This is a genomic window from Bacillus sp. FJAT-49736, from assembly GCF_018343615.1.
Lineage (GTDB): Bacteria > Bacillota > Bacilli > Bacillales > Bacillaceae_C > Margalitia.
Genome location: NZ_JAGYPI010000003.1, coordinates 302,664 through 327,307, shown reverse-complemented (window position 1 = coordinate 327,307; position 24,644 = coordinate 302,664). Strand labels below are relative to the sequence as shown.

Sequence of the window (24,644 nt, the reverse complement as noted above, 5' to 3'; positions counted from 1 at the left end):
ATGTATTTTTATATTCAGGCTTTCTTTCCATCAAAGTACTTCACATTTCATTTATACCATTAAAAAGTGCGTTCTCCGTAAAAGGTATGAAAACTGCACCTTCTGCATCGTCCCCGAATATTATTGAGGCATCCTAATAAACAATGACAATACAACATTTAACAATGCAAGTATTAAACTAATAGTGAAAACAAGAGAAGACCCTGATGCTGCCGCCCGAGCAGGTTCATCCGTTACAACAGCTAAGTAACTATGCTCTTTTGCTGAAAAGATGGATACCATCACCGCAATCCCAATTGCACCAGCCACTTGTTGAATAGTTTGAGTTAAAGCGATTCCATCCGGATAATATTGTTTCGGAAGTGAATTCAAAGTATTCGTTTGTACATTTGCTAGTACTGCTCCAACTCCTAACATCATAACAATATGGGTCACAACCATCATCCATAGTGCCGTATTTGTCCCAAATTGTGCATATATAAAATATCCAATAGCTACTAAAATAGTACCTGGTGTAATGACTGCCTTTGGACCATATTTGTCAAATAAACGGCCAATAGATGGGGCTAGTATACAGTTAAGCAAGCTGCCTGGCAGAAGAATTAGCCCAGTAGTGAAAGCAGCAATTAATAAGGCTATTTGCATATACATAGGCAAAATAACGAGCATCGATAACATATTAAAAAACGTTATAAAGCCCATGACAACACCGAGTACAAACAGCGGATAACGAAATGCGTTCAGGTTCATCATTGGAATCTCCATTTTTGTTTGACGAAGTCCAAATAATAGAAGTGCTGCTAAACCAATAATGATTGTTCCAATTACAGTTGTACTTGTCCATCCAAGATCACCAGCTATACTTACTCCATATACAATCCCACCAAAACCAATAGTGGAAAGAATCACAGATAGTCCATCTATGGAAACCTGACGTACCTCATTGACATTAGGTAAGTAGAGAAGCCCAAACATAAGAGAGAATAATAAGAATGGAATAGTAACCCAGAAAATCCAATGCCAAGATAACGTATCTATAATCAGTCCTGCCAATGTTGGGCCTAATGCAGGACCTGCTAACATGACTAAGCCCATGATTCCCATTGCTCCGCCTCGTTTATGGGGAGGAAAAATGGTAAAAATAACGTTTTGTGTTAAAGGTAAATTAATCGCTAGACCAGCAGCCTGAATAATTCGGCCAGCCAATAAAAATCCAAATGCAGGAGCTACTGCTGCTAATATAGTGCCAATAATCGTTAAAAGTATAGCTGTTAAGAACATTTGACGTGTAGTATATTTTTGCATCAATATCCCTGTAACCGGCACTAAAATACCTAAGGTTAGAAAATACGCTGTTGCAAGCCATTGTATCGTTGTAGCACTGGCATGAAATACTTTACTTAAATCTCCCAAGGCTATATTTAATGCTGTTTCACTAAAAAGCCCGACGAAGCCAGCAACTAAGAGGGAAGCCATAATCGGACCAGTTTTGACTTGTTGTTTCGCTGCTATGTCTGAATTGATTTGTGTATTCACTTAGCAAACTCCTTCGAAATATCATTTTAGGTTCATTCCTTATTTGTCCGAGATATTTTATTTCAAACAATTAAGTGCTATCTCCTGAAATAGATCTAGATTTCTATTTTCAGCACTTATCCTGTTTCCGCAGTACACCCCCACACACTTGCGAACTAATAAATAATAACAAATAAATTTTCATATTGTCAACTTAGTTGACAATATTTATTTAAAAAAGAAAAACCTCCTCAATGTCATTCAATTGACAAGAGAAGGTCCATCCACCATTTGAGCACATTATTATTCTAGTCCCCAATCTAGCTTCAATAGATTTTTAAGCTGCTTTACTTGCTCAACTCCTATTTTTTCTGCAATTTTATTCTCAAGCTGTGATTTAAGAGCTTCGTTTTTTTCATAGCATTCATTTCCCAATGCAGTTAACTGTATGCACTTTTCTTTCTTACTATTTTCTGCATTACTAATTTCCACTAATCCTTTTGCAGCAAGATTTTGGATAAATTTATGTATGGCCTGACGGGATATTTCAACATTTTTGGTAACATACGAGATAGTTGGACGCTTCTTATATATCCTGGCCATAATATACCATTCAGAATTGGAAATATAAATTTCACTGCTATCGTTCCACGCCTTTTCTGATATTTTACGGACCAAAGTATGACGTTCACTCAATAAATCTATAAGATCTAAATTTTGTATTTCAGAGTTTGGTATCAAACCGATTCACTCCAATCATCTTCTTCGCCACTACTATACAAAACCAGGTATTTGATGTCAATTTGGTTGGCTTTTGTGGTTTGATACTTATTTAATAAATCCTTTTTATGTGAACAATAGATTTATAAACTCAAGCATTTTATTCCCATATCCTAGAGCAGCCGAGGAACTCATCATTTTCGAAAGAAAGCTTATATATATCAGGCATGGCTAATTGCTCCCAAAATTCAAATCCATATTGTCGATCAAAGTAATTCATAATTAAGACCATTATATTGCCATGAGTTCCAATAGCGATGTTGGTTCCTGCAAAGTTCTTTAATATCTTTTTAGTAGCTTGGACTCCCCTTTGCTGCGCGGTATTGTTTGATTCCCCGCCCTCCCATGCAAAATCAGGATTTCCCCAAACCTTTCTTATCGCAGTTTCAAAATCCTCCACTACTCCAGCAGCTAATTTCCTTTCTTTTAAACCATCTAAAATATGAATCTCCTTACCAGCTACAGAAGCTATTCCTTGTACTGTCTGAACTGCTCTTAAATATGGACTGGATACTACATGATGGATTTTTTTATCCTTTAAAAGCTCTGTTACTCTTGTTGCATCCTTGAGTCCTTTCTCAGATAATGGTCTTTTTAGCTCTTCTGGTGTAAAAGTAGAATGTGCGTGACGAACAAAATACAAATTTGTTTCCATAATTCCTCCAAAATTTGTTCTTATAAAGATATTACTGTCCATTACGCTCGAAATCTTATGCCTTATGATGAAAGATTATGTATTTTCTCGCAAAAATGGAACATGATCACGCGAATATTACCCTATTCTTGTGAAATGGAGTTTACTCCCGTGAATTTTCATCCTTTTTCTCTCGAAAAAGGTGTCTAATCACGCGAATTTCAGCTCTATTCTCGCGAAAATGATACTTAATCTCGCGAATTTCCATGCTATTCTCGTAAATCAGGACTTTTTACCTAAAAATTTTCTTTCAACCCCTAGTAATAGTAAACAGAAAAAATGAGCAAACAACCAACTGTTCACTCATTTTCCCAGCTAGTAACAACTAAAACCCGCTTTCCAACTCGTCTATTAAGGGCCCAACATATGCAACAGCTTTGCTAATCGGTGCAGATGTAGACATATCCACATTAGCCAGTTTCATCAGATCTAGTGGTTTTAGTGTTCCACCTGCTTTTAATACGGCCAGCCAGCGCTCTACTGCTGGTGCACCTTCCTCTTCTATCATTTGTGCAGCCGCAGTGGAAGCAGTAAGTCCTGCCGAATACGTATATGGATAAAGGCCCATGTAATAATGAGGCTGTCGCATCCAAGTTAAACCAGCACCTTCGTCCAGTTCAACGCTGTCTCCCCAGAAATCTGCTAGAAGCTCCATATTTTGTTCGCATAAAACTTTGGCTGTAATCGGTGTACCTTTTTCAGCTAAGTCATATACGCGACGCTGAAGCTGCCCTTCTAATATATGAGTAACAAAATTATGATAATACGTACTTAATGATTGGAGGATTACCCATCTGCGCATTCTCACATCGGTAGACTGATTTAAAATGTATTTGCTTAATAATAATTCATTCATGGTCGATGGTGCCTCCACAAAATATCGGGAAGGACGTGTGTTCGAAAGTATTTGATTACGTCCGGCAAGTACAAAGTGACCGGCATGACCTAATTCATGAGCCAGTGTAAAAACATTTCTCATAGAATTATTCCATGTCATCATAATATAAGGATGAGCCCCATAAGGACTGGAACAGAATGCCCCGGATCTCTTTCCAATATTATCTGCTCTATCTACCCAGCGATTATGCAAACCTTGCTCTATAATCTCCATATATTCCGGTCCCATAACATTAAGAGCTTCTAGAATAAGCTTAGAAGCCTCTTCATAAGAGATTTCAGGATTATACCCCGGATCAAGAGGAGCTTTCAAATCGCTATAATAAAATTCCTCTAGGCCTAATACACGCTTTTTTAACTTTGCAAAACGCCGCATATGTGGTGCCAATTCTTTTAAAATCGTATCTAATTGATTGTAATACATTTCTTTTGTTACTTGCTGATCATGTAAAAGCATATCAGTAACAGAATCATATTTTCGTAATCTTGCCTCGATGACCTGTTTCTTCACTTCTGTCGCATAGGTCGCAGCATAAGTATTTTTATATTGATCAAGTGTGCTCACAAAAGAGTTATATGACTTTCTGCGCAGCTCTGTATCAGGCGATTCCTCCAATTTTGCATATGAGTTAAACGTTAACGGGTATTCCTCTCCATTTTCGGTAGAAAAGGAGGAGAACCTCATATCAGATGTTTTGCTTCTTTCGTAAATCATATATGGGGAATCCAGCACTTCCCCGAAAGCAGCTAGCACTTCCTCTGTTTCAGGGGATAATCTGTGGTCCTTTAATTCTAGTAAATCCGTTAGGGTTTTTGAAAAATCCTTTAACCCTTTTTCCTGTTCTAAATACTGTTTTATCTTTTCCTCTGGAAGAGCAAGAATTTCAGAATTAATAAATGATAAACTCGCACTAACATTAGAAGCCAAAGATGCCGCAAGCGCGGAATTTGCTTGATTAATAGCATTTGTTCCATCAGCTGATTGACGAAGGCTGGCAAATGTCATCACACGAACCATTCGTTCTATTAATAAATCTCTAGCATGTAAACAATCCAATAAATTTTGAGCATTTGCAAGCTGACCTTTAAATTTCGTTACCGTCTGAATATCATTCTCTATCGCTTCTAATTCTTTGCGCCAATCCTCATCCGTTTTAAATAAATCACTCAAATCCCATGTTTCTTCAACTGGAACCTCTGAACGGGTTAATGTCTTGTTCTTTATTGAGTCCATTAAAAATTCTCCTTTCAAACAACAAATTGGGCATTACGAAATATTTCGTCTTCCGAAACGATTAGTTTTATTGTACAAGAATACTGAATGTTTGAAAAGTTTTATATGACGTATATTCCGTAATAAAATAATAAAAGCCGAGATTCCTCCCAGCTTTTAATTTAAATTACATATACAAAGTTATTAATGCTTTTTCGCCATTTGAACAACATCTTTAAACTTAACTTTCCCACTATAATTCATAACACCATTTAAGTAAATTCGATTTGCTAGATGGTTTAGGATTGTAATGCTTGCAAGAAGAATGACGATGGTAATCCCCATCTCCAAATAGCCAGCTTCTCCTGCTAAAATTCTTGAAAACGTTACAATTGGAGAAGTAACAGGGATATATGAACAAACTGTAACAAGTGTTGAAGCTGGCGCAAAAATGGAATTAATGCCAATAAAGAAAGCAGCCATAATACATAAAATAATCGGAAAGGATACAGAGCTTAAGTCTTCTGTTCGACTTACAACCGCACCAACCGCGGCATACCCAATCGCGTACAGTAAAAATCCTAATGTAAAATAAATAATAAAACATATAATAATGAATGGTGTTAAATTACTTAAATCAATATGAAACCCAAACAAGGAAAATTGTTGTCCATTAAACCAGCCTAAAGCATAGCTAACAAGAAATCCTAGTATCATCACCACTATGTCAGCTAATCCAATAACGAGCTGTACTAGAATTTTTCCATACATCATAAAGATTGGTTTTACCTTCGGAATCATAATTTCCATAACACGTGACGACTTCTCGGCAGTAATGGTATTTGCAATCATTTGCCCACGCCCAAGGATTAATATATACATTAAGAAAACAAAAATATACACAATCCCAGATGTACCGCTCGTATCTTTTAAGGCTATATTTTCAACTGAAATAGGTGCTAGTAGTTTTGCTGCAACATTCGGATCGACCCTTGAATCCTTAATGGTTTTATCAATACCAACTTGTTGGATTTTTTGCGATAAAATTGCCACTAGTTCTTGATCAGCAAACGATTTATATTGGTAAGTAAGAGCCGGTAACCCATTCTTTTCTGTTATTTCAATAATACCGTCCAGATCCCCTTGTTTTACTTGCTGCTTTAATTTCCCCAGATTATTTTTTTCCTCGGGATAAAGCTTCACTGATTTCAGACCATTATTCAGCAAATTAATATCCGTTTCATAAGAAGTAGTATTTATTAAAGCTACTTTATCCTTAGATTCTTTAGATGAGAGATGATTAAAGCCGAAGACACCAACAATTATAATCAACGTAATCAAATTACCAATGACAAATGACTTTGAAGTTAATGCCTCTTTTAAATGAAACGTAAAAACCGTCATAAATTTCCCCATATTATCCTACCCTCTCAATAAAGATTTCATTTAACGTCGGCTCCAGCATTTTGAAGTTACGAAGAGAAATGGAGTGTTCCTCGAATCGATTTAGGAGTTCAATTGCTTCTTTATCATTCGTAACTTTAATGACAATATCCGCTTGTTTTATTTCAAATGGAATGTTCCACTCGTTCAAAGCAGCTTCGATATCCTTATTGCTAGAAATGGTCAAATTGCGATATCCATAATTTTGTTTAATATCATCCAAGCGCCCTTTTACAACTGCTTCGCCTTTCTTCATTAGACAGATATATTCACAGAAGCTTTCAATTTGCTCCATGCGATGACTAGAGAGGATGACTGTTTTTCCAGCATTAATCTGTTCTTCAATGATAGAAGCTAGCATATTAGCATTCACAGGATCCAAACCGCTAAATGGTTCGTCGAGGATAATCAATTCCGGATTATGCAATAATGTTGCAATTAATTGAATTTTTTGCTGGTTCCCCTTTGATAATTCACTTGCCTTTTTAGTTTTATATTCGGTTATTTCAAGTTTTTCAAGCCAATAATCAATTGCCTCATCCGCTTGGGAACGGCTCATGCCTTCCAGCTCTCCAAAATAACGAAGTTGATCCATAATCTTGCTTTTCAAATACAACCCGCGCTCTTCTGGAAGATATCCTACAGAGACCTTTGAACGATCCAGTTCCCCTCCATCCCATGTAATTTCCCCTTGATCCGGTGTTAACAAGCCAAGCAGCATTTTAATGGTCGTCGTTTTGCCTGCACCATTTCTTCCGAGAAGACCTAGCACCTCGCCTTTCCCCAATGAAAAGCATAAATTTTGAACCGCTTTCGTATCTCCAAAACTTTTACTTAAATTTCTTATCTCTAAACCCATAATGACCCCTCCCTTTATGTTTAAGAATATTGTATTTGTTTTACTATTTTAATAGAAAAGCAACCATCCTTCTTCTGCAAGCTACGTCATTATTGTATTATTATTCTTCAGGGAAAACTTATCCTCTCCCAATGATATACTCCCTATTTCTCCACTTCGTATTCTGTTTCCCCATCCAATAACTTGAATGCTTCCATACCATGCTCCACCATTTGCCTTCTTCGTGTCATTTCATTCCACAAAACCGCCTTCCCCATTGATGTTGCAATATAGGTTTTCCGTCGATGATCGTTCGTATCATCCTGGGCAATAAAACCGGCGCTTTGCAGTTTCTTCAGTAAGGTGTATAGTGTCGCAGGTCCAATATTAAAATTACCATTTGTTATTTCTTCTATATATTTCATAATGGCATAGCCATGCTTGGCTTCAAGTACAGATAGCAGAATATAATAAGCTGGATCGGTTAACTGGTTCATATCCATCATTTTAGATCTGGACAAAAAAACACCTTCTATTCTGATGTGGTATATCCATTTTAGATATATCATTAATTGATATAATAAATTTTACCATTTTATTTGTCAATTGTTTCAAAAAAATTTAGCGTATTCCTGGTGAAAGCATCTTCATAGCGATATAGAAAGGTATAAAAAATAACCCTAAGAAATGACTTCCTTAGGGTTACTTACCTTTTTATGAAAGCAAAAGAGGATCATTCTTCCACTCACTATTTTTACAAACTTCTGTATGAATATTGCTGTTTCCTAATCCTAAGCCTCGGTTGCTTTAGCACTATTAATCGTTATATCTTTTGATTTTTTTACGTTTCCTGTTCCTGAAACAAGGATGGAACCTAAAAGGACGATTCCCGTTCCTATGACAAATTCAAGGCTAATAGGAGTTCCTATAAAAATTATTTCGGTTACAATCGCCCAGAATACATAGGTATTGTTAAGAGATTGACCTCTAGCCGCACCGATTAGTTTAATGGATGTGTAATATAAGGAATAATTAGCAGCTCCTAGTAAACCTGCAATCACGATTAACCATACTATATGAGAAGAAGCTGCTTGAAAAGCCAAAGGATAACCATAAATGAATGGAACAATGAATATGGCATAACAGAGTGCAGAGGTCATCTGTCTTATATTAATTGCATATAGAGGAGCAACCTTATTTCCTTTCATACCCCAAGCACCGATTACACCTTCCAGCCCCCAAAATATAGCAGCACCAAATGAGAACAATATTCCGATGTAAAAATGACTATCGACGTGGACTTTTGATGGTGTATAGGCAAGTATAATCACTCCGACGATACTACAAGCAACACCTATCCAAGTTCTTCCAGTCATTTTTTCCTTCAAAAATGTAAAAGCAAGCAAAGCACCTATCCCAGGAAATATAGAAGAAATACTTGCCGCATAAGTTACTCCCGCATATTGAATGCCGAGAAAATAAAAAGTCATGGCCAATGGGCCACCGGATAAGGCTCCTAAAACTAAAATCGCTCCGCTCTTTGTTTTTAACAACTTCAATACATTAATAAATTCACCTTGTACTATCATAGATAAAGTTATCCATAGCGCAGAAAAAAAGTCATGCATGAAAGCGGCTATTATTGGAGCAAGTACAATCCCCTGTTTAAAAGGTGTACTCGCTATTATAATACCAATTATTACCGTATCTATTCCCCAAGCAACCGCTGAAGTAGCCCCTAGTCCTAAACCTATTCTATTTTTCTTCATACTTTTTGCATTCATCAACTCAACCTCTTTCCAAAAGTAATTTCATTGGAAACCGGCCAAATTAATAATCAGCTTTATTATCTGATATAGCTACTAAATCAACATGTTCATCACTATAAAACCTACAAATATTTTCGATTCATTGTATGTTGACGATTGGAAAAAGAATGAGCATGCCTTGCCGCGCACCTGCTAGAAAATATAAAATGGCGCGTCGCACACGTTCCATGCTTATCCTTTTCCATGCCGGCTGGCAATGTATATTGCATTTAATTATGCAAGAAAAGTGTTTCCTTCTAAGCAAAGCAAAATAAAGCACAGGAGTGTTTGCTCTGCTAAGTATTCCTTACGGATTAGCCGCGCCTTACCAACATTAATCAGGTGTAAGACTGCTTAAAGGATGTTATAAAAAATCCAATTGAGAAAAGGGGAAAAATGATGGTCCAGCACCTCAACCTAATGTGTTAAGGAGATGTCCCAAATTCACGAATTAATTAATCTTCATTTGGTAAGATGTATAAAAACAAACGTGGAAATGCTTTCCTGGTAATAATTACCGATGATGGTTTTGTGTGACACGAATGGATAAAAAAGGAGTCTGTTATCTGAAAATGATTCAAATTGGATTCATCTAAAAAAAAAACAAGTGAACAAAGCTATCTGCACTTGAAAAGGGGAATTTGGTGAATTTCTAAAACAACATATTCTATGTTACATGTTTATACTTTTCATGTCAAATTCAGGGATGAGAGGACGATTCCTGTGTTTCTTTTATGAATACAAGAATCGCCCCTCTGTTTATTCAAACCCAGACATTATATAAGGTATCGCTGATTGGATAAATTCTTCGGGGGGAACCTTCTTTTCATTTCTTCTCCATTCTACAGAAGCTCCGTATATTCCCCAGCTTAGTATAACAGCAGTTAGTTTCAGAGCCTCATCCTCTTCTGTTGCATTTTGTTTTAGCAGCATTTTGTAAAAAGTGATTTCGAGCTGTTCCCTAATAATACGTGCAATGGTGTCTTCATAACCTCTATGACAACGATTAGATAAAGATTTTTGAAAGTTCGTGATAGCTATGAAAATACTAACAATCGATTCTTCATTGAGTTCTTTTTGCTCGAGGTTACCATTTAAATTAATCAGTAGAACTTCAGATAATACCTTTTCCAATAAGTCATATATATCCTCAAAATGATAATAGAATGTTGCACGATTAATCATTGCCTCTGTAGATATATCCTTAACGGTAATATCCTTGAATTCTTTTTTAGCTGAAAGTTCAATAAAAGAATCCATGATTAATTTTCGAGTACGTAGAATTCGGGGATCAATCTTTGATTGTGTCAATTAAAAGTCCCTCCTACTTTTTAAACAATTTCTTCAATCTGTTGTATAAACAACAAATCCAATTAACTATTGGTATTGATGGTTTTAATTATGAATTAAAATACAATTGCAAGGCAAATAAATGGATTCCTTTTCAAATATTTTTTTAAAAGTGGAAATTACTATAAACACATTTAAGGAGGAAAAATAAATTGTCGAACACTAATAATATGATTTGTGATTTAGAAACAGGTGTATGCGGAGTTGCTGGAGAGGAGGAAATGGAGTTCATTGACTTTAATCAACCGAAGAAAACAATTGATCTTTATTATGTGTCAGACCCTATTTGTTCTCATTGCTGGGCACTCGAACCAGTTCTTCGCCGTTTTATACAGCAATATGGCGATTATTTTAACTTTCATACAGTGATGGGCGGTTTACTGGAAAAATGGCATGATGGTCCAATCGATCCTGCAAACGGAATTTATAAACCAGCCGATGTTGCTGGTCACTGGAGAGAAGTTGGGGAATATTCCAGAATGCCAATTGATGGGACTTTAATGATAGATAATCCTGTTCAATCCTCTTACCCACCCTCTCAAGTATTTAAGGTTATTCAGAAAAACCATAATGATGCAAAAGCATATGAATATTTGCGCCGTGCAAGAGAAGCACTTTTCGCATTTAATCAAAATATTGGAGATAAATCCGTTCTAATAGAAATTGTAAAATCCCTAGGTCTTAATGGAGATGCAATTATAAATGAAGCCGAACAACCAATTGGACAACAATTATTGAATGAAGATTTTGGTCTTGCCAAACGCTTAGGTGTCAGAGGTTTTCCTACTATTATCATGATCAATGAGGAAAATAAAGGTGTAAAAATTGTTGGTGGCCGCCCGTTTGAATACTATGTTGACGGATTAAAACAAGTTCTAAATGCAGAAGAACTATGTCCTAAGCAACAACCGTCTCTTTCACGCTTACTTGAAAAAGAAAAACTTCTATTTTCAAAGGAAATTGAAGTGATGTACGATGTTGAAAAATCGGATATGAACACTTTTATTGAAAAAGAGCTTTCACCTGGTAGTTATCAAGTGAAGGAAATACTCGGGGAATCCTATTGCACATATATAAAATAGAAAAGGCGAAAGAAAGGCAGTCATTCCGCCTTTCTTCACTTTTTATAGAAATCTTCTTTCCATTTCTTAACCAAACGCTTTGGTGCTGCTCGTAAATATGCTTCTTGAATTAGATCAATCAATTCCTCCCAGACTTCTCCATGCGGATTTTGGATAGATACCCAACCATGATGTCCGATATATGGTGTTTTGAAAAAATGATCTTTCTGTAGCAATATTTCTTGGGTTTCCCGGTCTGACTTAAACGATAAGCGGAATCCTTTGTCGCCTTCTCCTGAAATAACGAATGATTTTCCATTTATTTTAAAGGTATTATGCCCGAAACCGTCAATGTGCTCAATAGCTTCTGGTAAAGCTAGACAGATATTCCGTAAATTTTTTAGCATTCCCTCATGGAGATTTTTTTGTACCATATTATTATTATTCCTATTTTGCATTCTCGTCTGGCTGATGAATCCCGAAAGTATTGCCTTCCGTATCAATATAGTATCCCTGCCATGCCATTCCCGGCAAAGCATATTTAGGCAAGGCGACTTTTCCGCCATTCTCCAAAATTTTAGCTTCCGTTAAATCGTAATTTTCCACTCCCATTGTACATGCATATCCATTTATAGCCTGGTTTGTTTCCGGAGATGCACCTTGTCGTTGCATTAATGCACCATTGATTCCAAGTTCCTTTTCATCGCCAGTCACAGCTCCAAAATAAGGCATTCCTGCATACTCACTCCAATCTTGAAATGACCAGCCGAATACCTCTCCATAAAACTTCTTTGCACGATCCATATCATTTACATGAATTTCAAAATGAACTAATCTCCCCATAACGTCCTCCCATTTCCATAAATTATTCATACTTCAAAGTCATTCTGTTTTTTCCTTCAAATTCCTCTCTATTATCGATAATAAAATAGAAAAATATACAGAAAGGTGCCTGACCCCCGTTACTTTAAAACGTAACTGAAGGACAGGCACCAATAATTCATTTATTCGAATCCTTCGGTAGTATCGTTACCATCTGCATCATAAGCAGTAACTTTAACAGGCATATTGACTTTCTCTTTAGCAAAAGGATAGTACCAAAACCACAGGTTATCCCGGATGTACAATCGGTTTGGTACAGTATCATTTTCACTATTAATGATGATCGTCCTTACCTTGTCAGTAGCAAATCCGCTTATCAGCGAAAATTTTCCTTTCGGCTCACTATCCGCTTGCCAAGCAATATATCCTCTATCTGCTAATTCCTCTTTAAACTCACCAAAATCCAAAGCATGAAAGGCTTTCTTTACTTCCGTGAAATCTTTATTGACAAGCACCGGCATGACTCCTATATCATTCTCACAAAAAACTAAGGTAGACTTGACATCAATAAAATCGATTTTAGCAGGAACATCTGATTGATTAGACAACTGTGCACAAATTTTATTATCTAAAGCATCAGTACTTACTTCGGAAGTGGCAGTAAATTTTTCAGAAGTAGTTGATTTTTGTTTAGAGGTAGTTTCAGGACGCAATACTATAAAGTACAGTAACACAGCTATGGCCAAACCAAGTAAAACTAAAAATACATTTTTCATCATCTTCGTTTCGCTCCTCCGCTATCCAAAAAGATGAATTTTCGATTATTAACATTATAAACCATTAAGTTATTTACGGTGTTTTACTTAGCAGAAAAAATTTATGTCTATGTAAAAAAATATTGTATGTATTGCTGCAATAGAACCTAATAGCAAATTGGTGTATCAAAAATGACGCTTCTTTATAAAAGCGCCATCCATTTTTTTTAAATAACCCATATCCCAAGTTCTCTTAGTTACTATTTTTATAAAGTCTTTTAAACGCATCATTATCTTTCATGTTTAATACTTTGTCTCTAATTTGGAATGCACAGTCTTCTATAGAGGATTCAAATGTATTAATTTCAATATCATATATTTTATGACCATGAATGCGTTCTAATTGCCATTTTGCCTGTCCGATATCTCGGTCTCCTCTTTCCTTTTCTCTTCGCTCCAGCTCATGAATTGGGCAATGAACTCCTACAAATACAACAGGATATTCATGAAGTAGGCTGACACATTCGGGTAGCCATTCCTTTTCTTCCGGGATATCCAAGATCACCGTATCAACAATTACATTTAGTCCTAAATCACTAAATAATTTAATACTATGATGCATAGCTGAAGCACTTTGGCCAAGGTACTTCCAGAAGTCACTATCCAAATGTTTCTCCGGTACCATCCCCTCATATGTATCTATAGATATATGAAAATATGGTTCCGCAAAGGTTTCCTGTAGCTTTCTGGTTAAACTAGTTTTACCAGCACTGGATGTTCCATTTAAAAAGATAATATTTCCTTTTTTCACTATAAACCGCCCCCACGTGAAAACATAAATAAAAATCGATAATAATAAATTACTTTTCAGAATAACGACTCTGCAAAAAACTGAATATGCAGTTTATTTTACGTGAATGGTTATAAAAACTCAATCTTTATTATTTTGAGTGCGGGATTTAGCCTTTGCGTTTTCATATAAAAATGGCTACTAAGACTGTAATGTTTCATTTTTATTCCACATCTATACCTCAATTTATGCGACATACTTTTTTCAAATCAATACTCACTAGTATTATTACCTTATAATTATATTAATAATAACATTTTGTAAATACTAGTAACTTTCAGCAAAATATTCTGTAAAAAACAAGCGATAGTTGTCTGGTTTTTCTAAAAGCACGAGATCCATTTCTTTCTTACTATTACATTATCATATAAAGTATTCCTATCTTTAATAGTCATCAATAACTGATATCACTTCTATAATTTCCCTTTTTCTTTAATAAATTATTTTTTATTCGAATACACTTGTTTAAATGCAAAAAGTTATGTCTCGTTGCTGGCATTAACACAAGTCCACCAATAGTCTTTTTGCTCCAATATTCTGCTATTCCTTGCGCTTTATAAAGAAGAGCATTTTCATCAAATAATCTTTTGACTCTTTTAGTTTGTACTTTTTCTTTGAAATCACCTGATTGCAATGACATTATTAATTTCCGTGTTTGTTTCCCAACAGCTATTCTATATTCCAACAATGCATCTATGTTGATACATAAACTTAGTTCTTCAATATCATTATCTGTCATTTCATTCCCGCTATGGGGGAATGATATATTCAATTTTTCGAGCCAGTTATCCTCATGTAGTACCTGTGAACGATCAGCAACTAGGATATTCATGGTCATGTCTTCAATTCTGGCAATATGCCAAAAATGCCATGCAATGGAGTTCTTTGTATCTTTAGCATAAACTGGATACCATCTAAATATATCCTCATCCAGTTCATCCAGAAGAAAATTCTCTAGAGAATGATTATCCCCATTCACCAGCTTAGTGGAATGCACCAACGCATGGTTCTTGAGAAATAGTTTCACAGCTTGAAGATGATCATTAGGATTACTAATGATACTAGTTAACAACTTATGATTTGCATTCCAAGCCTTTCACTGTTTCAAATCCATTAAATCATCTCCTATAATAATTCGATAGATAGTTATTCGAGGAGATGTTAAAAAATCCTTTAATATCATTCTACATTTTAGGAGAAGATGCATGTAAACTATCCACACTTGAGTTCAAGCAATTTCTAGTCTCCTACTTTTTTTGAATTTTCCGAAATCCATCAATAAAAGTCGGTTTTACATAATAAACAATATATATTTCTTTATTAGAATGATTTTCCTATTTATTAAACTTCTAGAAGAAAGCTGCTCCTCATAATTATTAACTAATGGCTGTAGAAGGAGGATCTTGATGAGTAATAATGATTACAATGAAGAATGGCCTGTTCAGCAATATCGTATGCCAAATCACGGTATGTTGCCAAAAAACGCGTACAAAACAATCCATGATGAAATTGCTCTAGATGGCAATGTTTATCTTAATCTTGCAACCTTCGTTACCACTTGGATGGAACCTATAGCCGATCGTTTATATGCTGAGTCATTCAACAAAAATTTGATAGATAAGGATGAATACCCGAAGACTGCAGAAATAGAGGAGCGGTGTATTCGAATTTTAGCTGATTTGTGGCATTCACCAAGCCCATATAAAACGATGGGGGTCTCGACAACAGGTTCCTCAGAAGCATGTATGCTCGGAGGGCTTGCATTCAAGAAACGCTGGCAAAACGCTCGGAAGAAAGAGGGAAAACCGATTGACCGGCCGAATATCATATTTAGTTCTGCTGTACAGGTTGTTTGGAAAAAATTTGCGAACTATTGGGATGTTGAACCAAGGTATGTTAACATATCGCAAGATTGTCGTACTATGGATCCGAAAGGGGTAATCGCTGCTGTAGACGAAAATACTATAGGGGTGGTTACGACTCTGGGGGTGACTTATACAGGCTATTACGAACCAGTCGAAGCCATAGCGAATGCTTTAGACGAACTTGAAGCAAGAACGGGACTCGATATTCCCGTCCATGTAGATGCTGCCTCAGGCGGGTTTATTGCCCCATTCCTTCAGCCGGACTTAATTTGGGACTTTCAGTTGGCAAGAGTAAAATCCATCAATGTTTCCGGCCATAAATACGGATTAGTCTATCCTGGTATTGGATGGATTGTTTGGCGTGAGGCGGAGGACCTCCCAGAGGACCTCATCTTCCGGGTAGCCTATTTAGGAGGAAATATCCCTACAATTGGCTTCAGTTTCTCCCGTCCCTGCGCCCAAGTGCTCCTTCAATACTACAATTTTCTCCGGCTAGGAAAAGAAGGATTCTATTTAGTACAAGAGGAATCATTATCGATAGCCAATTTCCTCAGCATGTCGATTCAGAGATTAGATGCTTTCGAACTGTTTACAGAACGCTTAGATATTCCCGTATTTACATGGCGTATGAAAGAAGGATATACCTCAAAATGGGACCTTTACGATTTGTCTCGTCAATTACGAGAATTTGGATGGCAAGTCCCGGCATATCCTCTCCCCCCTGATTTGGAAAACGTAACAATTATGCGAGTTGTCATTCGAAATGGATTTACAATGGAGCTAGCTAACATCTTTTTGAATAACCTAATACAATCTGTCTCCTATCTAGATGCCTTGGAGAGACCAATTCCGTATGATACTAAGAATGACATTTCTTTTCACCATACATGAAACACAGTTTTGGTATCCGCTTGTTGTTAATTTGAAGTAAGTTTTATATAGTAGAAGATAATTGTAATGAGGAGCATGAATGCATAGCTATGCCTCAAGTGATAGCAAACTTATGTATTCATCTGGATGTTGCAAAGATGTTGTTTGTGTAAAATTTGATAGATATAATGAATGAGATTAAAAATACTGAATAGTTATTAGTTGCAGACCCATGATGAGTCGAAGGTTTATATCGCATCGTGGGTTTTTTAAGGATAGCAGGATTAGCAATATAGTCCCTTGTATATGAACATTAAGCAAAAAAATATCTTTCAAGTCTGCACTAGATCCTAATAATTTTGATCTAATTACTCCATTTTCTGCTTTCATATTAAACTGTTCATACATTTCCCCATTATTTACGGGAATAAACGGTAACAGAATTTAGCACGGATTAACAATCCAATATGCTTCTACCCATAATACATATAAAGATTTAATTAGTTATTTTATTATGGTGTTTAATTATAGAATGAATAATATGAGTGGAGCCCCATTCCCCAGACGAGAAATTTGTAATTGGGTATTTTTTTGGAAACAAGATTGCATTAATTTCTTCCGATGTCATTCCCTCTTCATACATACTTAGAACGTTGCCCTGGAGATCCAACAAATAATCTAATTTTTGTTTTAAAGCAGTACGTCCATTTATCAAGTAGCCTGCATGACTGCAAAACACATCTTCAAAATCATACGTTAAAATTTTATTTAATGATGCGATTATCATAGGGATGCTTTCCTCTCGGAGAACAACCTTTGTTCTTTCTTGACAATAGAGGTCACCTGTAAAAAGCTGTCCTGTTTCTTCATTTAAAAAGGCGATATGATCAATAGCATGGCCGGGTGAGTGGATTACTCTCCATGTTGCATTTGGGGATTGGAATGTATTACTAATAGGTTCTGCTCTAAATGGTTTTCTCCTTCCCCAAAACAATTGGCGATAAATGGGGTAATCCGCCATTTTCGTGCAATATTCAATCATGATATCATTCATGAAAATGGGTAGCTGAAGCTTCTTCTGTAAATATGCTGCACACCCCGTATGATCCTCGTGAAAGTGGGTTATCACCACTTTATCAATTACAAGTTGCTTAAAGAATTCCTTAAAATACTTTTCTAACGACTTTGCACCTGTATCAATTAAAATACCATCCACGAAAAAGCAATGTACATTTAATTTAAAACCTCTGAATGCAATCGTTCCATTGCCCAGCCGTACACCATTCACTGTTTGCTGGATGAAATCCTTTTTGAATAACATAGACTCTTCCCCTTTAGCCATTCCTTTTTTACATTGTATCATGATATGAATGGTGATTCATTCATATCATTCAAGACTTTGAAGAAAAAATTTATAAAGGCTGTTTTCTCAGGCTTTGTTACTTGTGGTGAAGAAAACGATATATTATCCCTTTCTTTACTTAACGAGTATATTCATAGAAAAAGATGCTTCGAAACCAAGTCTATCTAAGGGTAGAGAGCAATATACAAAAAGCAATAATATTAGCCTTTATAAAAAATTGTTTTAGGTTTCATGACATACTAATAAAAACTAGTCCCACTTCGGAGCTTTAAGGCAGGATTTTTGTTAAAATAGTATCAATATCAACTGTGAGGTGTATAAATGATGGAAAAGCTAATGTTCATTGAAACGGGGATGGGGATTGATGTTCACGGCCAGGATATTACGAAGGCAGCTGTGCGAGCTATAAAGAATGCCATTCACTTTAACTCGATGCCTGGTATCCGTTCCGTTCTGCCAGGGAATAACTTAGACAATATGGTCGTAAATGTAAAGTTAGCCGTTCCTTGTGATAAGGATAAACTGGATTATGATGCTGTAAAAAAGGCCATTCCTTTTGGAAAAGTAACAGTAGAGGTAATGGATGGAGGGATGCTGACTACGAGTGGCATTGTCATCGAGGAAAAAGGCGATAAAAATGATAAGATGTATATTGTTGTTGCATCGGTGGAAGTCGGATACTAATAGTCTCGCACTATCATTTTGTTTTCCTAGTTTGGTTTAAAAAATTTATAAAGCCACTACTTACATATTTTTCTTTAATTGAGCTAGTTGAAACAAATCGTTTATTAACTTTATTATATTCTTTTAGAAATCTTTGATTTTTAAAAAGATTGCCCGAAACGATTATTTGATTCAACCATTTAAATTCATGATTCATTAACAAAAACTCATTTGCAATTATTGCAAATGAGTTTTTTGCATGGTTTGTTTTAATAACTTTTATAACTATTATGATTAAGACTAAGACTCGTTTATTCAACTCTCGAATACGATAGAGAATTAGAATATCCGCAACTTTTTCTGTAGGTTATTTTGAATTAGCTGTAAAAACTTATTCTGATTCGCCAACAACTGTGAAACGTTCATTTATATGTTGTGGATTTTCAATTTCATCTAATACTGCAATAGCATAGTCTGCATAGCTGATATAACTTTCACCTTTTGAATTAACGAGAAGCTGGTCCTTTCCGGATTGATAAGACCCTGTTCTCTTTCCTTCCGGATCAAATACTGCAGAGGGGCTGATAAATGTCCATGTAATATTAGATGTTTCTTGTAATTCTTGTAAGTTTCGACCTTGTCCCTTAGCTGTTGGAGCAAAAATGTCTGGAAAATCAGGTGTATCCATTACCTTAACGGTTTTATTTTCATCTACATAGAGACTACCCGCTCCACCTACAATAATTGCTCTTGTATTCGTTCCTTTTAGTGCCTCAATCAAAGCATGCCCAGCATTAACATGTGCCTGCTCTTCCCCAAGAGGAGCACCGAAGGCATTCACCACTACATCTAGCATTTTTACATCATCAGCTGTGAGGTCAAATATACTTTTTTCGATTACCCTAACTCTTTTATCGCTAAGTTTTGATGCATCCCTGACAATAGCAATTACATCATGTCCCTTTTTAACTGCCTCTTTCAAAATATGACTTCCCGCTTTACCACTTGCTCCAATAATTCCTATTTTCATTTTAGAATCCTCCAATCATTTTGTTTTATCGTTGTAACCAAAATGATTACCTGTAACTATAATAGTTACAACTAAAACGTTTGTCAATACCAAAAAATTTAGCCCTCACAAAAATAATTTGTGCACTTTTAAAAGGGAAATTCATTTGTAATAAAACTAATTACAGGTGTACTATAAGGATATAATTAATTGAAGTAGGTGAAACAAGATGTCAATAAGCAGTCGTTTTGCTGTAGGGATTCATATATTGACTCTAATTGAAATAAATAAAGACGGGGTTAGCACTTCCGAATTCATAGCTGGCAGCGTAAATACAAACCCAGCTGTTATTAGGAAAATTATAGGGATGCTGAAAAATGCAGGATTGGTAAAAGTTCGTCCTGGCATAGCCGGTGCTGAATTAGCAAAGAACTTATCTGACATTACCTTGCTTGATGTTTATAAAGCAGTAAATGTTGTCCAGGAAAAAGAATTGTTTAGCATACACGAAAATCCCAATCCTCAATGTCCTGTTGGCAGAAATATTCAAAATACCATTGCTCCTCTGCTAGAAATTGCCCAAACAGCATTAGAAAAAGCTCTTGGACATGTTACCATTGAGGATGTAGTAAAGGATATCATGGATAAAGAAAAACAGAATGATAAAATGATCAACAATTAGAAACCGACATTCAAGAAAGGAATGTCGGTTTCTTCATCTTTTATTATATATTTCTCTTGTACTCTAATAGAATATTAGACACTTAAATGGCGTCGAATATTCTATTAACATTAACGTAAGGTTTTTAATGCACCGCTCCACGCAACAACTTCATCAAGCATCGTATTTACATTATCAAGATGTAATTCTTGTGGTTTAAACTCTGAACCATTCACAAAATCCGTAAATAAACTCAAAGTTGGATGAGTGCGAACATCCGCAACTTTCTGTTCTGCAAGAATACCTCGTAAATGCTCAGCAGCACGTGCCCCGCCAGTTGAACCATAACTTACGATACCTGCTGCTTTGTTATACCAAACCTCACGAGCAAAATCAATGGCGTTTTTTAATGAACCTGTAATACTGTGATTGTATTCTTGAACAATGAATACAAACCCATCAAGGCTTGCCAATTTTTCATTCCAAGCAGCAATACCAGGCTCTGTTCCATCTGTGGTTCCCAAAAACGGTAGATTAAAGTCCGCTATATCTACAATTTCATAATTTGCATCTTCACGTTTGTCCGCTATTTCTTTTACCCATTCTCCTACTTGTGGGCTTACTCGTCCTTGACGAGTGCTTCCTAAGATAATCCCAATGTTTAATTTTTCTGTTGTCATAGTTCCTTCCTCCTTAGTTTGTTTACCAAATAATTTTTCAATAAAACCCAATTTACACACCGCCTATTAAAAGTTTATTTACTTGTTTCTCTTCGAACGATTGGAGCAATTTCCGTTGCTAGCAATTCAATACCTTCTGCTACACTCTTAAAAGGTTGACCACCTATATCTAATTGCGCCAAGAAACGGTGGTGCCCAAAGAGTTCGTATTGTTGTAGGATCTTCTCTACGATTTGTTGTGGACTCCCGACAAACAATGCAGTCTCCGGACTAGCCATTTGTTCGAAGTCATCCCTTGACATTCTTGTCCCCATTCCACGCTGACGGTTTACATAGCTCCAATAATTAGAGTAAAAAGGATAAAACTCGTCCTTTGCTTGTTGGGTTGTCTTAGCAATATAAGCATGTCCGGTTACCCCTACCTTCAATGCTTCAAGTGAGTGTCCCGCATCCAGAGCAGCTTGGCGATAAAGATCGACAAGTGGTTTAAAACGTCTCGGATTACCGCCAAGGATAGCTAAAGCCATTCCCACCCCAAATCTCCCTGCACGTACTGCACTCTCTGGTGTACCACCTACTCCAATCCAAATTGGTAGTTTTTCTTGCACTGGTCTTGGTGAAATTTCCGCATTCCTTAGAGAAGAACGAAACTTACCCGTCCAAGTGACAGTCTCATGTTGAGTCAGTTTTAATAGTAAGTCCATATGTTCTTCAAACAGTTCATCATAATCATTTGTACTATAACCGAAAAGAGGAAATGATTCTATAAACGCTCCCCTGCCTGCCAGGATCTCAGCTCGGCCATCTGATAGTAAATCCAATGTAGCAAAATCTTCAAATAGACGAACAGGGTCAAGCGTACTTAAGACACTTGTTGTACTTGTTAATCTAATTCTATTAGTTGCTTGTGCAATAGCAGCTAATAGAACCGCGGGAGAAGAAGAAGCATAATCCAGTCGATGATGTTCCCCTACTCCAAATACATCTAGTCCTGCCTCATCAGCAAGTTTTGCTGCTTGAATGATTTCTTTAACTCGTTCCTTTGCGGTTATCGTCTTGGAAGTAAAGGGGTTTGGACCAATATCCGCAAGAGTGTAAATACCAATTTCCATTCCAGCACCATCCCTATTAGCCAATCGGATCCCTCCCATCTTATACAGCTAATTCGATACGATTTCCGGAAGGATCAGAGGTAATATAATGATTGTTTTCTTCTAATACCTCCGCACCAATTTGCTTCAAATTCGTTACTGCTTGGTTCCGGGCTTCTTCATTATCAAAAATGAGTGTAAACGATTCGAGACCTACACTATTTTTTGCAGGAGCTTTTGCCCCTACACCATTCCATGTGTTAACCCCTACATGATGGTGATACTTTCCATAGGAAAGGAATAAGGCCTGCTCTCCAAAGCGATTGACTACATCCATTCCAAGTCCTCTTACATAAAATTCTTCTGTCTTATGGAGCTCTGAAACGTGTAAGTGAATGTGCCCCATTACCGTTTCAACAGGCATTCCTTGCCAAGGCTTATCCGGCGTAGCAAATTTTAGCAAGTTTTCAAAATCTAATGGATCAACAGCCATGTCCACTTCTTCTCTATTCCAATTCCATTCAGAAGGTGCCCGATCACGATAAATTTCAATCTCATTTCCGTCTGGATCGTGTAAGTACAATGCTTCACTAACAAGATGATCTGAAGACCCAAAGCGAATTCCTTTATCTATTAAATGAACGACAATATTGGCTAAGGCCGATTGATCTGGTAATAGAATCGCAAAATGATATAAACCAGTAGTTCTTTCTTGTTTTGGTATAACATTTTCAGGTTGTTCCAGTGATAAAAAACTTGTTTTTCCATCCGTTGTGAGTTTTACTGTTGAAGTGGTTTGTTCTAAAATATCGAATCCTAGGACATCTTTATAAAATTCTAATGAACGTTGTAAATTTTCCACTTTAACTTTTACATGCCCAACAAATGTAATTGGTTTCGAGTGATATCCCATAGATAACCCTCCTAAAGTAATTTTTTGTATCTTTTTTAGTTACTTTATGTAAGTTAGTATAAATAAATAATTAAGTTATGTCAAGTTATTAGATTTATTTTTGTAATCCAATATCCATTTTGTTATTACTACACAATAGAAAAAACAGACCGCGAAATCGCAGAAAAATTTATACTACGAAATCATGGTCCGTTATGGGAACTGATCAAAACACTCTTTTAGATGTTGTATAGTCTTTTAAATTCAAAAATCTCATCCACAGCCTTCTGAAACCCAACCGATTTTTGAAAGGATTTTTTCATTTTTGTCGCAGCATTATGGAAAGACTGCCGTTTCAACACATAATCTGCAGATTCACGCAATTGATTGGCCGTCAGAGTTTGCATCTGCAATTGTATACCTGCTCCTTTCTTAACAACCTGACCCGCTATGACTGGTTGATCCGCACTTTGCGGGAGGACAATTAGAGGAACCCCATAATAAAGACCTTCGTGAACACTGTTCATTCCGCCATGAGTAATGAATAATTTCGTGTATTTCAGCACCTCCGTTTGGGGAACGTAATTTTTTACAATGAAGTTTTCCGGTATATCTCCCAAGTCAGAAGGTCGAGTTTTTTCTCCAATGGACATGACCACCGTATGTTCTGAGTTGCCGAATGCCTCGAAACATAGCTTATAGAAATCACTTGCTTGATTAAGGATAGTACCTAGGGATATGTAAATCGGCCACTTTCCTTCGATATTAGCAAAATTAAAGTTTTCATGTTTGCGTCTGGAAGGGATGGATGGACCTACAAATTTATATGTTTGATCGAATGTTTCCTCAAAGGGTTGGAACTCCCTGGTAGTATAGACGATAGTAAGTGGAGCTGGATTACAATAGACTTCATAAGGCGAATGGATTTCCACTTCATATTTCACTTTCAACAATGCTGTTAGCCTTTGAAATTCTGCAAATGTTTCCGATGGAATATTTTCAGCAAGCTGTTTGAACATTGTTCCGAATGAATCTTCTGTCTCTGCAAAAGTAGTACAAGAATTGATTGCTGGAAGCTTAAGAATTTGTGCAAGCAATTGCCCACAGCCAAACATGGAATCGTGGATGATGTAGTCAAAGCTCTCTCCTTGAATTTGTTCCAGAACACTAGGTATCATAATATCCGCGGTATGTATGAGACCATTGATTCTCTCAAGTACATTATTTCTTCCGCCTGAGATAAAGGCATTAATAAATTTTTGAACATCAAAGGTTTTTACTGTTGCCCCTGTGTTCTCCATACGCTCGCGAAAATCCTCTATAGTGAAATAAACAACCTCTTCGCCGCGCCTGATCAACTCTTCGACCACTCCAATGGTTGGATTGACATGTCCTTCCGAACCGCCATTAATAAATAAAACTCGTGCCAAAATAAACACTCCTTGCAACTAGCTAGTTAATTTTTGATAGGGATAACTTTATAATAGTGATGTCTCTATAAATAAGATGCCGAATGGTATTAAA

The 24,644-nt window shown here is 36.3% G+C and carries 24 protein-coding genes; 4 read left to right on the top strand and 20 right to left on the bottom strand.

Going from position 1 to position 24,644, the window contains the following annotated elements; all coding sequences use genetic code 11:
- Positions 1-120 precede the first annotated feature (120 nt).
- The 9 genes from KHA87_RS17655 to KHA87_RS17615 all read right to left on the bottom strand — a co-directional run bounded on the left by KHA87_RS17655 (position 121) and on the right by KHA87_RS17615 (position 10,499).
- Complete coding sequence (locus KHA87_RS17655; RefSeq protein WP_213095596.1) at positions 121-1,476, bottom strand: DHA2 family efflux MFS transporter permease subunit; 1,356 nt, start codon at positions 1,474-1,476, stop codon at positions 121-123.
- Positions 1,477-1,818: 342 nt separating this feature from the next.
- The gene (locus KHA87_RS17650; protein ID WP_213095492.1) at positions 1,819-2,256 is read right to left on the bottom strand and encodes a MarR family winged helix-turn-helix transcriptional regulator; all 438 of its coding nucleotides are present in this window, start codon (positions 2,254-2,256) and stop codon (positions 1,819-1,821) included.
- A 139-nt stretch (positions 2,257-2,395) separates the two neighbouring features.
- A complete protein-coding gene (locus tag KHA87_RS17645; protein WP_213095491.1) occupies positions 2,396-2,950 on the bottom strand; it encodes a histidine phosphatase family protein in 555 nt (184 codons plus the stop codon).
- A gap of 364 nt (positions 2,951-3,314) precedes the next feature.
- Positions 3,315-5,120 carry an oligoendopeptidase F gene (pepF, locus tag KHA87_RS17640; RefSeq protein WP_213095490.1) on the bottom strand — a complete coding sequence of 602 codons (1,806 nt, stop codon included), beginning with the start codon at positions 5,118-5,120 and terminating at the stop codon, positions 3,315-3,317.
- A gap of 183 nt (positions 5,121-5,303) precedes the next feature.
- Complete coding sequence (locus tag KHA87_RS17635; RefSeq protein WP_213095489.1) at positions 5,304-6,515, bottom strand: ABC transporter permease; 1,212 nt, start codon at positions 6,513-6,515, stop codon at positions 5,304-5,306.
- A gap of 1 nt (position 6,516) precedes the next feature.
- Positions 6,517-7,401 (bottom strand): ABC transporter ATP-binding protein, encoded by an 885-nt coding sequence (locus tag KHA87_RS17630; RefSeq protein WP_213095488.1) that lies wholly within the window; start codon positions 7,399-7,401, stop codon positions 6,517-6,519.
- Positions 7,402-7,544: 143 nt separating this feature from the next.
- Complete coding sequence (locus tag KHA87_RS17625) at positions 7,545-7,901, bottom strand: PadR family transcriptional regulator (RefSeq protein ID WP_249310566.1); 357 nt, start codon at positions 7,899-7,901, stop codon at positions 7,545-7,547.
- Positions 7,902-8,171: 270 nt separating this feature from the next.
- Positions 8,172-9,164 carry a DMT family transporter gene (locus tag KHA87_RS17620; RefSeq protein ID WP_213095487.1) on the bottom strand — a complete coding sequence of 331 codons (993 nt, stop codon included), beginning with the start codon at positions 9,162-9,164 and terminating at the stop codon, positions 8,172-8,174.
- A 783-nt stretch (positions 9,165-9,947) separates the two neighbouring features.
- Positions 9,948-10,499 carry a TetR/AcrR family transcriptional regulator gene (locus KHA87_RS17615; RefSeq protein WP_213095486.1) on the bottom strand — a complete coding sequence of 184 codons (552 nt, stop codon included), beginning with the start codon at positions 10,497-10,499 and terminating at the stop codon, positions 9,948-9,950.
- Positions 10,500-10,708: 209 nt separating this feature from the next.
- Here KHA87_RS17615 and KHA87_RS17610 point away from each other — a divergent pair, with 209 nt between their 5' ends.
- The gene (locus tag KHA87_RS17610; RefSeq protein ID WP_213095594.1) at positions 10,709-11,620 is read left to right on the top strand and encodes a DsbA family protein; all 912 of its coding nucleotides are present in this window, start codon (positions 10,709-10,711) and stop codon (positions 11,618-11,620) included.
- A 35-nt stretch (positions 11,621-11,655) separates the two neighbouring features.
- Here the strand turns inward: KHA87_RS17610 and KHA87_RS17605 are convergent, their stop codons facing one another.
- From KHA87_RS17605 to KHA87_RS17585, 5 genes are all read right to left on the bottom strand, one after another.
- The gene (locus tag KHA87_RS17605; protein WP_213095485.1) at positions 11,656-12,033 is read right to left on the bottom strand and encodes an MmcQ/YjbR family DNA-binding protein; all 378 of its coding nucleotides are present in this window, start codon (positions 12,031-12,033) and stop codon (positions 11,656-11,658) included.
- A gap of 13 nt (positions 12,034-12,046) precedes the next feature.
- On the bottom strand, positions 12,047-12,442 hold the full coding sequence (locus KHA87_RS17600; RefSeq protein ID WP_213095484.1) for a VOC family protein: 396 nt from the start codon (positions 12,440-12,442) through the stop codon (positions 12,047-12,049).
- Between the two features lie 161 nt (positions 12,443-12,603).
- The gene (locus KHA87_RS17595; protein ID WP_213095483.1) at positions 12,604-13,200 is read right to left on the bottom strand and encodes a hypothetical protein; all 597 of its coding nucleotides are present in this window, start codon (positions 13,198-13,200) and stop codon (positions 12,604-12,606) included.
- A 229-nt stretch (positions 13,201-13,429) separates the two neighbouring features.
- Positions 13,430-13,987: a chloramphenicol phosphotransferase CPT family protein gene (locus KHA87_RS17590; RefSeq protein WP_213095482.1), complete on the bottom strand. Its 558-nt coding sequence runs from the start codon at positions 13,985-13,987 to the stop codon at positions 13,430-13,432.
- A 433-nt stretch (positions 13,988-14,420) separates the two neighbouring features.
- Positions 14,421-15,098 carry a DinB family protein gene (locus KHA87_RS17585; RefSeq protein WP_249310564.1) on the bottom strand — a complete coding sequence of 226 codons (678 nt, stop codon included), beginning with the start codon at positions 15,096-15,098 and terminating at the stop codon, positions 14,421-14,423.
- Between the two features lie 334 nt (positions 15,099-15,432).
- Between KHA87_RS17585 and gad the strand changes: the two genes are divergently transcribed.
- Positions 15,433-16,782, top strand: coding sequence for a glutamate decarboxylase (gene gad, locus KHA87_RS17580; RefSeq protein WP_213095481.1), 1,350 nt, complete (start codon positions 15,433-15,435; stop codon positions 16,780-16,782).
- A 475-nt stretch (positions 16,783-17,257) separates the two neighbouring features.
- On the opposite strand, the gene KHA87_RS17575 is transcribed toward gad, so the two are convergent.
- The gene (locus KHA87_RS17575) at positions 17,258-18,082 is read right to left on the bottom strand and encodes an MBL fold metallo-hydrolase (RefSeq protein WP_213095480.1); all 825 of its coding nucleotides are present in this window, start codon (positions 18,080-18,082) and stop codon (positions 17,258-17,260) included.
- A gap of 366 nt (positions 18,083-18,448) precedes the next feature.
- Between KHA87_RS17575 and KHA87_RS17570 the strand changes: the two genes are divergently transcribed.
- The gene (locus KHA87_RS17570) at positions 18,449-18,808 is read left to right on the top strand and encodes a Lin0512 family protein (RefSeq protein WP_213095593.1); all 360 of its coding nucleotides are present in this window, start codon (positions 18,449-18,451) and stop codon (positions 18,806-18,808) included.
- 370 nt (positions 18,809-19,178) lie between these two features.
- Here the strand turns inward: KHA87_RS17570 and KHA87_RS17565 are convergent, their stop codons facing one another.
- On the bottom strand, positions 19,179-19,817 hold the full coding sequence (locus KHA87_RS17565) for an NAD(P)-dependent oxidoreductase (protein WP_213095479.1): 639 nt from the start codon (positions 19,815-19,817) through the stop codon (positions 19,179-19,181).
- Positions 19,818-20,025: 208 nt separating this feature from the next.
- On the opposite strand from KHA87_RS17565, the gene KHA87_RS17560 reads away from it, so the two are divergent.
- Complete coding sequence (locus KHA87_RS17560; RefSeq protein WP_213095478.1) at positions 20,026-20,478, top strand: Rrf2 family transcriptional regulator; 453 nt, start codon at positions 20,026-20,028, stop codon at positions 20,476-20,478.
- A 110-nt stretch (positions 20,479-20,588) separates the two neighbouring features.
- Here KHA87_RS17560 and KHA87_RS17555 read toward each other — a convergent pair whose 3' ends face one another.
- The 4 genes from KHA87_RS17555 to KHA87_RS17540 all read right to left on the bottom strand — a co-directional run bounded on the left by KHA87_RS17555 (position 20,589) and on the right by KHA87_RS17540 (position 24,550).
- Positions 20,589-21,188, bottom strand: a complete 600-nt coding sequence (locus KHA87_RS17555; RefSeq protein WP_213095477.1) for an NADPH-dependent FMN reductase — start codon at positions 21,186-21,188, stop codon at positions 20,589-20,591.
- Positions 21,189-21,211: 23 nt separating this feature from the next.
- Positions 21,212-22,279, bottom strand: coding sequence for an LLM class flavin-dependent oxidoreductase (locus tag KHA87_RS17550; RefSeq protein WP_213095592.1), 1,068 nt, complete (start codon positions 22,277-22,279; stop codon positions 21,212-21,214).
- Positions 22,280-22,289: 10 nt separating this feature from the next.
- On the bottom strand, positions 22,290-23,141 hold the full coding sequence (locus tag KHA87_RS17545; protein ID WP_213095476.1) for a VOC family protein: 852 nt from the start codon (positions 23,139-23,141) through the stop codon (positions 22,290-22,292).
- A gap of 218 nt (positions 23,142-23,359) precedes the next feature.
- On the bottom strand, positions 23,360-24,550 hold the full coding sequence (locus tag KHA87_RS17540) for a macrolide family glycosyltransferase (protein WP_213095475.1): 1,191 nt from the start codon (positions 24,548-24,550) through the stop codon (positions 23,360-23,362).
- Positions 24,551-24,644 lie beyond the last annotated feature (94 nt).

What these genes read in the sequence shown, in the direction of transcription:
- KHA87_RS17575 (WP_213095480.1), bottom strand. Translation starts at nt 18,082, where the DNA reads ATGTTATTCAAAAAGGATTTCATCCAGCAAACAGTGAATGGTGTACGG.
- KHA87_RS17545 (WP_213095476.1), bottom strand. Translation starts at nt 23,141, where the DNA reads ATGGGATATCACTCGAAACCAATTACATTTGTTGGGCATGTAAAAGTT.
- KHA87_RS17600 (WP_213095484.1), bottom strand. Translation starts at nt 12,442, where the DNA reads ATGGGGAGATTAGTTCATTTTGAAATTCATGTAAATGATATGGATCGT.
- KHA87_RS17565 (WP_213095479.1), bottom strand. Translation starts at nt 19,817, where the DNA reads ATGAAAATAGGAATTATTGGAGCAAGTGGTAAAGCGGGAAGTCATATT.
- gad (WP_213095481.1), top strand. Translation starts at nt 15,433, where the DNA reads ATGAGTAATAATGATTACAATGAAGAATGGCCTGTTCAGCAATATCGT.
- KHA87_RS17605 (WP_213095485.1), bottom strand. Translation starts at nt 12,033, where the DNA reads ATGGTACAAAAAAATCTCCATGAGGGAATGCTAAAAAATTTACGGAAT.
- KHA87_RS17635 (WP_213095489.1), bottom strand. Translation starts at nt 6,515, where the DNA reads ATGGGGAAATTTATGACGGTTTTTACGTTTCATTTAAAAGAGGCATTA.
- pepF (WP_213095490.1), bottom strand. Translation starts at nt 5,120, where the DNA reads ATGGACTCAATAAAGAACAAGACATTAACCCGTTCAGAGGTTCCAGTT.
- KHA87_RS17645 (WP_213095491.1), bottom strand. Translation starts at nt 2,950, where the DNA reads ATGGAAACAAATTTGTATTTTGTTCGTCACGCACATTCTACTTTTACA.
- KHA87_RS17620 (WP_213095487.1), bottom strand. Translation starts at nt 9,164, where the DNA reads ATGAATGCAAAAAGTATGAAGAAAAATAGAATAGGTTTAGGACTAGGG.
- KHA87_RS17655 (WP_213095596.1), bottom strand. Translation starts at nt 1,476, where the DNA reads ATGGCTTCCCTCTTAGTTGCTGGCTTCGTCGGGCTTTTTAGTGAAACA.
- KHA87_RS17595 (WP_213095483.1), bottom strand. Translation starts at nt 13,200, where the DNA reads ATGATGAAAAATGTATTTTTAGTTTTACTTGGTTTGGCCATAGCTGTG.
- KHA87_RS17610 (WP_213095594.1), top strand. Translation starts at nt 10,709, where the DNA reads ATGATTTGTGATTTAGAAACAGGTGTATGCGGAGTTGCTGGAGAGGAG.
- KHA87_RS17630 (WP_213095488.1), bottom strand. Translation starts at nt 7,401, where the DNA reads ATGGGTTTAGAGATAAGAAATTTAAGTAAAAGTTTTGGAGATACGAAA.
- KHA87_RS17560 (WP_213095478.1), top strand. Translation starts at nt 20,026, where the DNA reads ATGTCAATAAGCAGTCGTTTTGCTGTAGGGATTCATATATTGACTCTA.
- KHA87_RS17570 (WP_213095593.1), top strand. Translation starts at nt 18,449, where the DNA reads ATGGAAAAGCTAATGTTCATTGAAACGGGGATGGGGATTGATGTTCAC.